The sequence below is a fragment of the uncultured Lactobacillus sp. genome (genome assembly GCF_902491705.1).
Lineage (GTDB): Bacteria > Bacillota > Bacilli > Lactobacillales > Lactobacillaceae > Lactobacillus.
Map to the genome: position 1 here is coordinate 1 of NZ_CABUIW010000057.1, position 14,384 is coordinate 14,384.

Below are 14,384 nucleotides of genomic sequence, written 5' to 3' on the forward strand. Positions count from 1 at the left end.
GCTCAAGCTATAGAGGAATATATCAAATACTATAACGAAGAAAGGATAAAGAGCAGATTAAAAGGCTTAACTCCGAAAGAATATCGGAATCAAGCCTCTATTAATCCTATGTTTTAAAATGTCTACTTTTTAGGTCCCACTTCAATCAGATGGCGTACGTGAATTTATTTTTAATAAATATGAAGACGATATTACAAAAAATATTAATAGTTTAACTGCCTCTTCAAAATCACAATTGACAGTGCATGCAAAACAAATGTATAAATTTGCCTTTGAAATGAAAAAAGGTGATTTTGTTTTAACACCTACAAAGCATTCTTATAAATTTGCTCTTGGAGAGATAATTGGTGATCCTTATGATGAATCAGTAGAAAAAATAAAGAAGCTTCAACAAGAAGCGAATAATAAAGATATAGCATATACACCGTCTAATTATATTAAAAGAAGAAAAGTTAATTGGCTGTTTATTATTGATAGAAGAGATTTACCAAAAGAAATAGCTTGGATAATGAACACGCATCAAGCTATTGAGACGTTAAATGTAGAAAATAAAACAAAATTATTTAATTTGGTCGCCCCTCTTTATGAATATAATAATAAATATTATTTGCGTGTGTATACATCGCATGGAGGAGAATTAAATATTTCTGATTGGAAAAATTTACTTTCAATTGTTCCTGAAGATAAGCATGAAGATATTGATTTACGAGCAGATGTAAATTCACCAGGTTTTTTTACTTTTTTAACCGATAATTTTGTTGAAATAAAACATATTGTTCAAATATTGCTTTGGAGTACAGGGATGGGAATATCGATTAAGGGTGCTATAAAGATGATAGTCGGAAAAGATAATTTGAAGAAGAAAGGAATAGTCAAATGGGGACAGGAAATATATAAAAATCATCAAGATAATAAAGTGCATAATATGAAAAAGAAAATTGAATATGTGAAAGAAAAGAACAAGTATAAAAAATTAAAAAATCTAGATTTAAGTATTAAAGAAGTAGGTAAGCCAGTTGAAAAAAATAATGATAAAATCATTGGACTAAATATAGAAGATAAGAAAAATAAAGAAAATTAGGCAATATTTTGTATTAAAAAATATTCTAGAATAAGTATGGAGCAAAAGGTAATTCATATGCTACAACACTACACAAGTGGCGAATTTGCGAAGAAGGCGCATGTGTCGATTCGCACAATTCGCTATTATGATCAGAAGAATTTATTAAAGCCAGCAATGCACACTAAAGGTGGGGCACGGCTTTATACTGACCAAGATTTTGCCAAACTGCAACAGATCTTGCTTTTAAAATACTTAGGATTCTCACTGAGCGATATTCGTGAAATGACTATTGGCTCTGGTGATAAGCAATTATTGCGAGAGTCACTACAGATTCAGAAGCGCCTTGCTGAAGAGCGACTTGAAGAGATGAAGAACGTGGTCGGTGCAATCAATTCAACTAGTAAAGCACTGGATCAAAATGAACAAGTCGATTGGTCTAAGATGCTAAATTTGATTCACCTGACTTCCATGAATCACTCACTTAGCATGCAGTACAAGAACGCTACGAATATTTCTGCCCGCATTCGCCTGCACCGCGATTATTCTACTAATAAGAAAGGTTGGTTCCCATGGCTATTTAGTAATTTGCATTTAAGGCCAGGGATGAAGGTGCTAGAACTCGGCACTGGTAACGGTGCGTTATGGTCGCAGAATATTAGCAAATTGCCAGAAGGCGTGAACATTATTCTTTCTGATATTTCCGAGGGAATTTTGGCTGATGCTAAGAATGAGATTGGCGAGAATTCTGAATTTCAATATGCCGTCTTTGATGCACAGAAGATTCCTTTTGCCGATAATACTTTTGATTTGGTAATTGCTAACCACATGCTTTTTTACTGTGATGATATCCCTCAAACACTCAAAGAAATTCGCCGAGTTCTGAAGTCTGGTGCGCCACTGATGTGTAGCACTTATTCCAAGCGTCACATGCATGAGATCACTGATCTGGTGCAGAGCTTTAACTCCAATATCGTTCTTTCTTCTACTAATTTATATGAACGCTTCGGCCTAGATAACGGCAAGCAGCTTCTTAGCAAATACTTCAATGATGTTACTTGTCACAGGTACAATGATTCAATCGAAATTTCTGAAGCAATGCCACTAATTTCTTATATCCTATCTTGTCACGGCAATCAAAACGAAATTTTGCTTAATCACTATCCCGAATTTAAACACTACGTTGATGAGAAGGTCCGAGGCGGCTTTCACATTACTAAAGACGCTGGCTTTTTTGTAGCAAAATAAGTCGCGTTTTTTTCTTCATTCTCTTGAAGGTTACGTAACGTAATGTTGTATAATCCATATGAATCAAATTTTGATTATATGGAGGAACACATGAAAGTTATTGTTACTGGTGGAGCAGGCTTTATTGGCTCAAACTTCATCTTTTATATGATGAAAAAACACCCTGATTATGAGATTATCTGCTTAGACAAGTTGACTTATGCAGGTAACTTATCAACTTTGAAGAGCATAATGGACAAGCCAAACTTCAAGTTCGTTAAGATGGATATTTGTGATCGAGACAATATCTACAAGTTATTTGAAGAAGAAAAGCCAGATGTAGTTGTCAACTTTGCTGCAGAAAGTCACGTTGACCGTTCAATCGAAAATCCAGAAATTTTCCTTGAAACTAACATTATTGGTACTTCAGTATTGATGGATGCATGTCGCAAGTACGGCATCAAACGTTTTCACCAAGTATCAACTGATGAAGTATACGGCGACTTGCCACTTGATAGACCTGATCTTTTCTTCCACGAAGACACACCACTTCATACTTCAAGTCCATACTCATCAAGCAAGGCTAGTGCTGACTTGTTAGTTGGTGCATACGGCAGAACCTACAACTTGCCAGTAACTATTTCTCGCTGCTCAAACAACTACGGACCATATCAATTCCCAGAGAAGTTAATTCCATTGATGATCCAAAGAGCATTGAACAACGAAAAGTTGCCAGTTTATGGTGACGGTGAAAATGTCCGCGACTGGCTTTATGTTGAAGATCACTGCAAGGCAATTGATTTGATCTTGGAGAAGGGCAAGCCTGGTGAAATCTACAACATCGGTGGTCACAACGAAATGCACAACATCGACATTGTTAAGTTGATCTGTGACTATTTAGACAAGCCATATTCATTAATTGAACACGTTACTGACCGTAAGGGTCACGACCGCCGCTATGCTATTGATCCAGAAAAGATCCACAACGAACTTGGCTGGCTTCCAGAAACCATGTTCAAAGACGGCATTAAGAAGACCATTCAATGGTATCTTGATAACAAAGAATGGTGGGAAAATATCATTTCTGGCGATTACCAAAACTATTACGAAGAAATGTATGGTGACAGAAAGGTTTTAGACAAGGACTAAATTATGAAGGGCATTATTTTAGCGGGTGGCTCAGGCACTCGTCTTTATCCATTAACTTTAGTAACCAGTAAGCAATTATTGCCTGTCTATGATAAGCCAATGATTTATTATCCTTTATCAACCTTGATGCTTGCAGGGATTAAGGATATTTTGATCATTTCAACACCAGCTGACACACCACGCTTCAAAGAATTACTTGGCGATGGTTCACAATTTGGTGTTAAGTTATCATACAAGGTTCAACCAAGTCCTGATGGCTTAGCTCAAGCCTTTACTTTGGGTGAGGACTTCATTAACGGCGAACCTTGTGCCATGATTTTGGGCGACAACATTTTTTACGGCAACGGTTTTACACAACTACTTAAGAGTGCCGCAAAAGATGCACAAAATGGCAAGGCAACCGTATTTGGCTACTATGTAAATGATCCAGAACGCTTCGGCGTGGTTGATTTTGATAAAGATGGCAAGGCTATTTCGATTGAAGAAAAGCCAGAACATCCTAAGAGCAACTATGCTGTAACTGGTCTTTACTTCTACCCAGCTGGCGTTAGTGCAAAGGCCGCTCAAGTTAAGCCAAGTGCACGCGGCGAAGTTGAAATTACCAGTTTGAATGACATGTACTTGCAAGAAGGTAACTTAGACGTACAACTTTTGGGTCGCGGCTATGCCTGGCTTGATACTGGTACAATGCATAGTTTAGTTGATGCTTCTAACTACGTTAAGATGGTTGAGGAGCGTCAAGGCGTATCAATTTCAGCACCTGAAGAAATTGCATTTGTTCATGGCTGGATCAGTAAAGATCAATTGCTTAAAGCAGCAGAACACTATGGCAAGAGTCCATATGGTCAACATTTAAAGTCAGTTGCTGAAGGAAAATTACGTTATTAATAAGGAAAGAAGATAAAAATGGGACAAATTAAAGTTGAAAAGAATGTCGGCGGTATTGAAGGTTTAGCGGTAATCACCCCAACTGTTCACGGAGATGACCGTGGTTACTTCATGGAAACTTTTAACCAAAGAGACATGATGGATGCGGGATTTAGTATTAATTTCGTTCAAGATAACCAATCAAGCTCAACTAAGGGTGTACTTCGTGGTTTACACTTCCAAAAGCATTACCCACAAATTAAGTTGGTTCGCGCTGTTCGCGGTAGCGTTTTTGATGTTGCAGTCGATCTTAGAAGTGAATCAAAGACTTACGGCAAGTGGTACGGTGTTGAATTAACTGCAGAAAACAAGAAGCAATTCTTAATTCCACAAGGCTTTGCACATGGCTTCCTTGTATTAAGTGATGTTGCAGAATTTTGCTATAAGGTTAATGACTTCTGGCATCCAAATGATGAAGGTGGTATGGCTTGGAATGATCCTGAAATTGGTATTAAGTGGCCACACCTTAAGGGCGATTACCCAGGTAGTGCTGACGCTAGTGGCTACACTTTAGACGACGGTACTAAGTTGAACATGGCAGAACGTGACCAAGAATGGCAAGGTTTAAAGGATACTTTCAAGTTTTAATTAGTGAGGCGTATTAATGAAAGCTTTTGTAACTGGAGTTAATGGTCAACTGGGCCATGACGTAATGAATGAACTTGCTAAGCGTGGCTATGAAGGTGTAGGTTCAGACCTTGCACCTGAATATAGTGGTGTTGCAGATGGCACTGCCGTAACTAAGATGCCATATGTTTCTTTAGATATCACTGATAAGGAAGCAGTTGACAAGGTAATTACTGAAGTAAATCCAGACGTAATTATTCACTGTGCTGCTTGGACTGCTGTTGATATGGCTGAAGACGATGACAAGGTAGAAGCTGTTCGCAAGGTTAATGTTGGCGGTACGCAAAATATTGCAGATAGCGCCAAGAAGCTAGATGTGCCAATGGTTTACCTATCAACTGATTACGTATTTGATGGTCAAGGTACTAAGCCATGGGAGCCTGACTTTAAGGGTTACAAGCCACTTAACGTTTATGGGAAAACTAAGCTTGGCGGAGAAAAGGCAGTTGCCGATACTTTAGACAAGTACTTTATCGTCCGTATCGCTTGGGTATTTGGCGTAAATGGTTCTAACTTTATCAAGACTATGCTTAAAGTTGGTTCTAATCATGATGAAGTTAAAGTTGTTGATGATCAAATCGGTACGCCAACTTACACTTTTGACTTGGCACGCTTACTCGTTGACATGGTTGAGACTGATAAGTATGGCTACTACCACGCAACTAATTCAGAGTTACCTGCAACTGAGAGTGGTTATGACGCAAATGGCACCAAGACTGGTTACATTTCTTGGTATGATTTTACTAAGGAAATTTACCGTCAAGCTGGCTACGACACTAAGGTAACACCTGTGACTACCGCTGAATATGGTTTATCCAAGGCGGTCCGTCCATTTAATTCACGACTTGATAAAAGCAAGCTTGAAGAAAATGGCTTTAAGCCACTTCCAACTTGGCCAGATGCTGTGAAGAGATATCTTGAAATCTTGAAAAAAGATGGATTCTTCGATAAATTAGACAAGTAAGAAAATTTAATATTTTTATGAACTAAGCTACTTTAGGGCTTAGTTTTTTCTTGTGTTTAAAATGGTTGAAATAATTTAGTGTTAAAACTTATTATATTTTTGCTATTATTAAGTTGATAATTTTGTTAATGGAGGATAAATTATGAGAGTTAGAAAAGCAGTTATTCCAGCTGCAGGTCTTGGTACTAGATTTTTACCGGTAACTAAGTCAATGCCAAAAGAAATGTTGCCAATTGTTGATAAGCCAACAATTCAATTTATAGTTGAAGAAGCAAAGGCAGCAGGTATTGAAGATATTTTAATTGTTACTGGTAAGAATAAGCGTTCAATCGAAAATCATTTTGATTCAAATCCTGAACTTGAACAAGATTTAAAAAAGACAGGTAAGATTGAACTGCTAAAATTAACACAAGATATCACTAATTTGGGAGTAAATTTGTATTATACTCGTCAACCATATCCAGCAGGTCTTGGTGATGCAATTTATCGTGCACGTAGTTTTGTAGCAGGTGAACCATTCGTTGTAATGCTTGGTGATGACTTGATGAAGGATAAGGTTACTTTGACTAAGCAATTGATGGATGATTATGATAAGACTCATGCTTCAACGATTGCAGTTATGCAAGTTCCTCATAAAGAAGTATCTAAGTACGGTGTTATTGATCCTGAAAGCAAAGTATCTGATGGTCTTTACAATGTAAAGAAATTCGTTGAAAAGCCTGCAGTTGATAAGGCTCCAAGTGACTTAGCAATTATTGGTCGTTACTTGCTTACACCTGAAATCTTTGATATTCTTGAACATCAAAAGCCAGGTCGCGGCGGTGAAATCCAATTGACTGATGCGATCGATACTTTGAACCAAACTCAACGTGTATTTGCTCACGTATTCAAAGGTCAACGCTTTGACGTGGGGAATAAGGAAGGTTATCTTGAAACTTCAATTCAATATGGTTTGACACACCCGGAAACTCGCGATGCTTTGAAGAAATATATTATTGCTTTAGGTAAGCAATTGGAGAAGAAATAATTCAAGGGTAAATAGCACTTGAATTAATGTATAATTTTTTGAATAATCTTTTTTGTTAAAACTTACTCCAGTCATGATGTGGCTGGAGTTTTTTGGTAGGAGCATATTCTAATATGAAAGTAAGCAATAGTTTTAAATAACTATTGCTTGCTTTTTTAATTTCTAACTTATGAATTGCTAATATTAAATGTTGTGCTATAGAACTTTGTAAAACTAATATTAAAAATATCCAAATTATTCTATTGTTAAAGTTAAAATAAAATGATATCATTTCTATAATTTAATTTAAGCGGGAATAATAGGAATTTTTATATAGATAATTTCTGGAGGATAATAAGATATGAAGAAATATGATTTGTCTAAAAATTATGGTGATTATTCCTATGTCTTCAAGACACAGGAGTGTTTAAATAGTGTAGAAAATTTATACCGCTCAGAACAAGCGGCTAAATCACGTAAAAAATGGGTGGCTGCAGCTACAATTGCTTTAGCTGCAGGATCAACTGTTTTGCTTAGTCAAGGACCAGCAGTCCAAGCAGCTACAAATGATCCTTCTTCAGCAGTTCAAGTTAATGTTGTAAAAGATCAACAAAATAATACCCAGATTGATCAAACTACTCAAGAAAATCAAAATACTGTTGCAACAGGAAATGAACAAAATGTAGCTGGTTCAAATACAACTGATTCGTCTACCCAAGCTGAAACAACTACAGCAGTTGCAAATCAAAATACTGCTCAAACTTTAGCAAAGTCAAATCTGGCAGACTCTTCTCCAGATACAAATGACCAATCTCAAGTTCAACCACCTGCAAATGAAGCTGATCACATTAAGGGAAATGTTAAGGCAGCTTGGGAACAAGGTTACGAAGGTCAAAATACAGTTGTTGCTGTTATCGACTCTGGAGCAGATCCTACACATAAAGATTTCCAAACCATGCCTTCTAATCCTAAATTGTCAAAATCTGATATGGAAAAGAAAATCGCATCACAGGGATATGGTAAATATGTAAATGAAAAATTCCCGTATGTCTATAACTATGCTGACCGTGATAATGATTACATCACTTCTGATGATACTAATCCTAATGATAGTCCCCACGGTCAACACGTTTCGGGGATTATCGCCGCTGACGGTCAACCGGATGGCGATAAAACATACGTTGTTGGTGTTGCCCCACAAGCGCAATTAATGCAACTCAGAGTTTTTGGTCAATTTTCAGATGAAAAAACAGATGATGTTGCCAAAGCTATTTATGATGCTACTAACCTTGGTGCGGATGTCATCCAAATGTCGCTTGGTCAAGGTGTAGCTGATCAACAATTGACTAATATTGAACAAAAAGCTGTTCAATATGCAATTGATCATGGGGTATTTGTTTCAATCTCTGCTTCAAACAATGGTAATTCAGCTTCCGTGGATAATCCAAGCAATATTACTAGTGATGATTATCAATCTGGCTCTAATGCTGGTAACTATGAACCACTTAATTCAGGTACTGTTGCTAACCCAGGTGCTTCTAAGAATGCCCTAACTGTTGCTGCTGAAACGTCTGACACAGGTAGTGATAGTGATATGGCTTACTTCTCATCCTGGGGTCCGCTTTCTGATTATACTTTGAAGCCAGATCTTTCCGCACCAGGTTATAATGTTGTTTCGACAATCAATCATGATCAATATGAAACAATGAGCGGAACTTCTATGGCTGGTCCGTTTGCAGCTGGTAGTGCTGCTTTGGTAATTCAAAGATTAAAAGAGACCAATCCCGAATTAAAGGGTGCTGATCTTGTTGCTGCTACCAAGGCAATTTTGATGAATACCGCTACGCTTCAAACTCAACACGGATATACTACTCCAGTTTCACCTAGAAGACAGGGGGCTGGTCAAATCGATGTTGGTGCTGCAACTGCCAGTCCAGTTTATGTAACTGGCGATGACGGTATCGCTTCTTTATCTTTGAAACAAGTTGGCGATAAGACCGGTTTTGACCTTGTGTTCCATAACTTATCTGATCAAAGTCAAACCTATACTTTTGATGATTTTGGTGGTGGTTATACTGAACAAAGAGATGCTGATTCAGGTGTCTTCCATAATGTTCAATTAGCTGGTGCTCGCGTGAATGGTGAAACCAGCGTCACTTTAGCTCCAAAAGAAACCAAAAAAGTAGCATATACTTTAGATTTAACTGGTTTAAGCAAGAATCAATTAGTTGAAGGTTGGCTTCAATTTACAAATTCTACCAATCAATCTAAGTTGTCTGTTCCATATCTTGCATACTATGGCGACTTGACTAATGAAAAAGTCTTTGACAAGAATGCTAACGAATCTAATCCGGATATTGAAGGTAACCGTCTAGTCAATGAAGATAACTACCCACGTGGAATTGCTGACCAAGAATCATTAAAAGAATTGGTTAATATTGACGGTAATTACAATTGGCAAGAAGTAGCCAAATTATACGAAAGTGGCAAGGTTGCCTTTTCACCAAATAGTGATAATAAGAGTGACTTGCTTAAGCCATATACTTATCTCAAGCAAAATGTTAAAGACCTTAAAGTTGAAATTTTAGATGCTAAGGGTAATGTTGTTCGTGTTGTTTCCGATGTTCAAGGCGTAGATAAGTCATATGATGAAGATGGCGTAACTAAAGATACTAGTTTGTCAGTTTCTATGCGTGATAATCCAGATGCATTTGAATGGGATGGTAAAGTTTATGATGCAAGTACTGGTAAAATGGTAACTGCTAAAGATGGTCAATATACTTACCGTATGGTAGCAACTTTATGGAATTCAGGTTCTGATCAAACTCAAACTGCTGATTTTCCAGTTATCGTCGATACAACTGCACCAACTGTCTCAGCTCTTTCATATAATGATGCAAATCATACTTTGAGTGGTACTTACACAGATACTGGCGCAGGATTCACTGACTATTCATATGCAACTGTTCAAGTTAATGATAAGGTCTTCGGTTATAAATTGAATGAAGATCAATCTGGTTTTGATGATAATAATAAGACTAAAGGTCATTTTTCATTTGTTTTAGGTGATGATGCACTTGCAGCACTTAGCGGTGCAGAAAATAAGGTATCTGTTGCTTTAAGCGATGTTGCTGATAATACTACTGTTGTTACAACTAATGTAGCGGGTGTGAGTGGAAAGCCAGCTATTTCTGTATGGAACGCTACTGACCGTACCGCTTTTGACAAGAATGCTGCTGACTATGACAAAGCTACTAATACTTACATTTTACGTGGTAGTGCTGATAAAGACTTCTATTTAAATGGAGCTTTAGTTCAAGTTCATAATGGTCAATACGAAGCTCCTGTTAAGGATGGAACAACTAATTTAATCTTCTCATCTGATGCAGCAGGAAATAATGTATTAAAAGAATTGGCTACCATTACGCCAAAGGTATTTTTTGAATGGCAAAATGTTGATGGATTTCAAGGTAACTTTGGTGTAAAAATCTATTCTGTAGGAACTAATGACCCTAACGATGCTGTGGTTCAAGCTGCTGTCCCTAAAGGAAAAAACGTAAAAGCCTACGCTGCAGACTACTTTACAGGTGAAATTTATGAGGGCACAGTTCAAGATGGTGTAGCTACTTTCCACGTTCATACTTCAATTAATGCAAATGCTGAAGGCGTCTTTAGGAGAGCTCTTCTTACTGGTTGGGCAGAAGTAGATGGACCAGCTTATAATGACAAGCAGATTACTGATCAAAGCGGTGTAGCAAATACTAACCATATTGGTGTTTACTATGAACCAGATTCAGCTACTAGAACTGTTTATACTGACCGTGATCAATTAGGTAATGATGTTGCTGATTCTGCCGCTGATGAAAGTTCATTTGGTCCAGGAGCATATCCAGGTCATGCTCCTTCAGATTTAACAACTAGAACTGATCCTAACCCAGATATTCATTTTGACTATATGAATGATAATGACACAACTCGCTTGGGTCAAAATGCAGTTAGTCTTGGTTACTATGACGCAGCTACAAAGAAGTTTACAGTTACTGGTCATGTTGCCGACGATGTTGTTGCGTTGACTGTTTTAGGAGATAATTCTAACGAAGCTGCAGCTGAAAATCAGGTTAAATTAGGTAGCGACGGCAAATTTAGTTTCAGTTTTACAGCTGAACCAACAGGCCAACGTCCACTTGCATATATCTACACAACTAAATCAGGTGAGAAGGTTCGTGGTACGCTTAACCTCATCCTTGATACAACTGCTCCAACATTGAACGTAGATCAAGTTGATGGCAATAATCTTGATATTTGGACTAATAATCCAACATTTAATTTATCTGGAACTGTTAACGATAATTTGGATGGCTACAGATTATATGTCAACGGAAACAATATCTACCGTGAATTTGAAAACTCTGGTTATAACCGTGTTGTAGGGCTTAACAGTGAAACCTCAGATGTAAATCCATATGGACCACACAAGTTTGAGGAAACTCTCAACTTGAATGACAATAACGGTAATCCAACTACGCATATCTTTACTGTGGAAGTTGTTGACCAAGCAGGTAATACTGTTGAAAAGCAATTGACAGTTCACTTTGATCCTAACTATGTAGCTCCAGTTGTTCCTGAGCCTTCAGAAAGTACTGATAACACTTTAGTTACTACTACAAATAACAATGATGATAATGAAGTGTTAACTGGTAAAACTTACCAACTGCTTCATAATGCTTATATTTACAATAGTAATGCTGAAGTAGTTCTGACTGTTGATACTACAAAGTCATCTGTTCTTAATAAAGGCACAACAATTTCAGCTTTAGAAAATGGTCATGTTTACACAATCAAGGGTAAAAGATTCTATCGAATTGGTGACAATGAATTTGTTAAGGTTGCTAATACTGTTCTTCAAGGTGTTAAGAGATTACAGGTAAAACACAATGCTTATGTTTATGATGAAAATGGTCAAGTTTTGAAACAACAAGGTAAATCTGTTCTACTTAAGAAGGGCAGATGGATTGCAACGTTGAACAACGCCGATACTTTTGAAATCCAAGGCAAGATATATTACAAGTTAGCTGATGGTCAATTTGTTAAGGTAAGAAATACCCAGAAGTAAAAAAGTATAATAAGAAGAGGCTGAAAAATTGTTTTTCAACCTCTTCTTTTGTGATGTTTGTTGGGAAGGTAGATGGAAAATAATATTTAAATTCTGTTAATTCGCTTAAAATCATAATATGAGTAATAATATTCTCAATATTTGCTTGGATTTCTTTTGATTATGGTAATGAATGTGATTGCAGGCTGAGACATTATAAAGGATATAGTTCTTTCCAAAAAAGTAATACGTAATTTTATTTTGTCAGTAATAGGCTGCATGAGCATCAATGGTTCTAATTTTATCAGGACCATGCTCAAGGCCGGCGCAACTCACGATGAAGTTAAGGCTGTTAATGACCAACTTATACTTTTGATTTGGCGCGCCTGCTCGTTGATATGGTTGAAACAGATAAGTACGACTACTACTACTACTACGCAACAAACAGTGAACTGCCGATGGCTGCAAGCGGCCACGACACTAAGGTGACTCCGGTAACTACCGCCGAATACGGCTTGTTCAAGGCGGTGCGCCCATTCAATTCGCGCCTTGATAAGAGCAAGCTCGAGGTCAAAGGCTTTAAGCCACTTCCAACTTGGCCCGATGCCGTAAGTCGTTACTTAGTGATCTTGAAGAAGCAAGGCTTCTTTGATGAGTTGGGGAAGTAAGTTGAATAGCAGAAAGGGATTAGCAAATATATATTTAAACGGCATTGTCTGTGTGGGAGATTGGCAATGTTGTCTTGGCAAATGTAGTGGAAAAATGTAGAATAATTGACAAAGAGTTAACAGTTAAGTAAGCTGAAGCTAGCTTCAGCTTACTTAACTGTTAACATGCAGGTAGTATAAGTTCAGCTTATAATAACTGTTCTTTATACATGGAGCTAAAAATACATGCAACAATTTTATTTAATTAAACAATTAAATGGGCAATGGCTAAGTGATAAATTAGCTGAAGAATACTTAGATAAAGAAAGAGAAATAAATCCATTAATCTTAGAACCTTTATCTTGGATTTTAGTTACATTACAAAATATAAAACTTGATGAAAATGGTAATTTTTCTACTTTAAAGAGAAAAATTAATAGTAATGGTGAATCATATTACTGTATTGAGGAAAGCTATTTTTCGCAGATTACTCAACAAGAAGTAAAATATGAAATAATAAAGAAACTAAAAATTGTAGATCATGTATATGAAGTGAGGTTTCAATCTAAAAGTACACGTACACCATTAAGAAATTGTCGAGTAATCATAACTGTTAATGAGAGAAAAAATTATACTATTTGGACACATGGATTTACCAAATTTCCAGGTGCTAATAGTGCAGAAAGACAAAGAGTAAAAGCTCAAACTAATCGTCTAGCAAATTTGGCACAGGTTCTTTATGTGCAAATAAATAATCATTCTGATGTGGATTATATCGGGAAGCGAGGTCAAAATCATGAGGTTAAATTTAGATCTTAAAAATGATGATGAAAGAAAGCTAGATAAATTATTTAAATCTTTTCAATTTAATATTGCTCAACAAATTTTAGCCGCAAGATTAAGTCAAGGACTGACTCGTGAACAAGTTTCTCAAAAATTAAATATGGATGAATCCGAATATGCAGATATTGAACACGGCCAAAATTTTCAGATGAGTGAAGAACAATATAATAAGATTTTGAAAAAGGTACAAAATATTAATAATTCTTGTTTAGCCGTTGAAGATAATTTAGGAGAATTCTCTTTTGAAAATAAATACGAAAAGCGTAATGTTATTTCTAATTTAAAAGTAAGGGTAAATACAAATGTCAACTCAATTCAGCCTGAATGGGTTTAAAATTAAAAAGATAGAGTATAATTCCGTAGATAGAGAAAAAGACAATATTGGGCAACAATATATTTTAAATTTTAACCTTAAAAAAATAAATTTATCTATTTCTAAAAAGCAACAAAAAGTTATAATAAACATTCTGGGAAAAGTGGAATGTCAAAGTGATGAAGAAGTAAAACCATTTCGCTCATTGGAATTGGATGTGGATTATTCTTATTCTATATATAATGGTGAAAATTTATCTGAAACAAACTTGCGACAAATGTCTGAAGATTATGGAATAAATAATTCTATTATATTATTTGAAAATTTAGTGAAAGAAATAACTAGTTTAGATTATTCAGAACCAGTTGTCTTTAATAAATTCAAATTTCCAAGAAATATTAATTTAAAACCTAAAAAATAATAAACTGACGTATTTAAAAATTAGCAGATCGGAAATGTTTTAGGCTCTTTGGCAAACATCCTAAAGTATAAGGTGAATAGAAGCATGACGATGCTTTTATTCACCTTT

12 protein-coding genes and 1 pseudogene are annotated in these 14,384 nt (G+C 36.2%); all 13 read left to right on the forward strand.

Going from position 1 to position 14,384, the window contains the following annotated elements; genetic code table 11:
• Nucleotides 1–117: IS3 family transposase (locus tag RDN22_RS09395; RefSeq protein ID WP_308554877.1), on the forward strand; the 117-nt coding region annotated here is incomplete at its 5' end.
• Between the two features lie 139 nt (nucleotides 118–256).
• Nucleotides 257–1,081, forward strand: a complete 825-nt coding sequence (locus RDN22_RS09400) for a hypothetical protein (RefSeq protein ID WP_308557755.1) — start codon at nucleotides 257–259, stop codon at nucleotides 1,079–1,081.
• Nucleotides 1,082–1,138: 57 nt separating this feature from the next.
• Nucleotides 1,139–2,308 carry a methyltransferase domain-containing protein gene (locus RDN22_RS09405; protein WP_308557756.1) on the forward strand — a complete coding sequence of 390 codons (1,170 nt, stop codon included), beginning with the start codon at nucleotides 1,139–1,141 and terminating at the stop codon, nucleotides 2,306–2,308.
• A 90-nt stretch (nucleotides 2,309–2,398) separates the two neighbouring features.
• Nucleotides 2,399–3,436 carry a dTDP-glucose 4,6-dehydratase gene (rfbB, locus tag RDN22_RS09410; protein ID WP_308557758.1) on the forward strand — a complete coding sequence of 346 codons (1,038 nt, stop codon included), beginning with the start codon at nucleotides 2,399–2,401 and terminating at the stop codon, nucleotides 3,434–3,436.
• Nucleotides 3,437–3,439: 3 nt separating this feature from the next.
• Nucleotides 3,440–4,324: a glucose-1-phosphate thymidylyltransferase RfbA gene (rfbA, locus tag RDN22_RS09415; RefSeq protein WP_308557760.1), complete on the forward strand. Its 885-nt coding sequence runs from the start codon at nucleotides 3,440–3,442 to the stop codon at nucleotides 4,322–4,324.
• Nucleotides 4,325–4,342: 18 nt separating this feature from the next.
• Entirely contained in the window at nucleotides 4,343–4,951 is a 609-nt protein-coding gene (gene rfbC / locus RDN22_RS09420) for a dTDP-4-dehydrorhamnose 3,5-epimerase (protein WP_308557762.1), read from the forward strand.
• Between the two features lie 16 nt (nucleotides 4,952–4,967).
• Entirely contained in the window at nucleotides 4,968–5,954 is a 987-nt protein-coding gene (gene rfbD, locus RDN22_RS09425; protein ID WP_308557763.1) for a dTDP-4-dehydrorhamnose reductase, read from the forward strand.
• A 142-nt stretch (nucleotides 5,955–6,096) separates the two neighbouring features.
• Complete coding sequence (gene galU, locus RDN22_RS09430) at nucleotides 6,097–6,981, forward strand: UTP--glucose-1-phosphate uridylyltransferase GalU (RefSeq protein ID WP_308557765.1); 885 nt, start codon at nucleotides 6,097–6,099, stop codon at nucleotides 6,979–6,981.
• Nucleotides 6,982–7,321: 340 nt separating this feature from the next.
• Nucleotides 7,322–12,073, forward strand: a complete 4,752-nt coding sequence (locus tag RDN22_RS09435; RefSeq protein ID WP_308557767.1) for a S8 family serine peptidase — start codon at nucleotides 7,322–7,324, stop codon at nucleotides 12,071–12,073.
• Between the two features lie 234 nt (nucleotides 12,074–12,307).
• Nucleotides 12,308–12,720: pseudogene (locus RDN22_RS09440) on the forward strand (sugar nucleotide-binding protein); the annotation flags it as partial.
• A 225-nt stretch (nucleotides 12,721–12,945) separates the two neighbouring features.
• Nucleotides 12,946–13,518: a hypothetical protein gene (locus tag RDN22_RS09445; protein ID WP_308557769.1), complete on the forward strand. Its 573-nt coding sequence runs from the start codon at nucleotides 12,946–12,948 to the stop codon at nucleotides 13,516–13,518.
• Nucleotides 13,496–13,876 carry a helix-turn-helix transcriptional regulator gene (locus RDN22_RS09450; protein ID WP_308557771.1) on the forward strand — a complete coding sequence of 127 codons (381 nt, stop codon included), beginning with the start codon at nucleotides 13,496–13,498 and terminating at the stop codon, nucleotides 13,874–13,876. The genes RDN22_RS09445 and RDN22_RS09450 overlap by 23 nt, the downstream gene beginning before the upstream one ends.
• Nucleotides 13,845–14,276: a hypothetical protein gene (locus RDN22_RS09455; RefSeq protein WP_308557773.1), complete on the forward strand. Its 432-nt coding sequence runs from the start codon at nucleotides 13,845–13,847 to the stop codon at nucleotides 14,274–14,276. Before RDN22_RS09450 ends, RDN22_RS09455 begins: the two co-directional genes overlap by 32 nt.
• Nucleotides 14,277–14,384 lie beyond the last annotated feature (108 nt).

Coding starts and splice junctions, on each gene's coding strand:
- RDN22_RS09400 (WP_308557755.1), top strand. CDS start 257: ATGTATAAATTTGCCTTTGAAATGAAAAAAGGTGATTTTGTTTTAACA.
- RDN22_RS09405 (WP_308557756.1), top strand. CDS start 1,139: ATGCTACAACACTACACAAGTGGCGAATTTGCGAAGAAGGCGCATGTG.
- rfbB (WP_308557758.1), top strand. CDS start 2,399: ATGAAAGTTATTGTTACTGGTGGAGCAGGCTTTATTGGCTCAAACTTC.
- rfbA (WP_308557760.1), top strand. CDS start 3,440: ATGAAGGGCATTATTTTAGCGGGTGGCTCAGGCACTCGTCTTTATCCA.
- rfbC (WP_308557762.1), top strand. CDS start 4,343: ATGGGACAAATTAAAGTTGAAAAGAATGTCGGCGGTATTGAAGGTTTA.
- rfbD (WP_308557763.1), top strand. CDS start 4,968: ATGAAAGCTTTTGTAACTGGAGTTAATGGTCAACTGGGCCATGACGTA.
- galU (WP_308557765.1), top strand. CDS start 6,097: ATGAGAGTTAGAAAAGCAGTTATTCCAGCTGCAGGTCTTGGTACTAGA.
- RDN22_RS09435 (WP_308557767.1), top strand. CDS start 7,322: ATGAAGAAATATGATTTGTCTAAAAATTATGGTGATTATTCCTATGTC.
- RDN22_RS09445 (WP_308557769.1), top strand. CDS start 12,946: ATGCAACAATTTTATTTAATTAAACAATTAAATGGGCAATGGCTAAGT.
- RDN22_RS09450 (WP_308557771.1), top strand. CDS start 13,496: ATGAGGTTAAATTTAGATCTTAAAAATGATGATGAAAGAAAGCTAGAT.
- RDN22_RS09455 (WP_308557773.1), top strand. CDS start 13,845: ATGTCAACTCAATTCAGCCTGAATGGGTTTAAAATTAAAAAGATAGAG.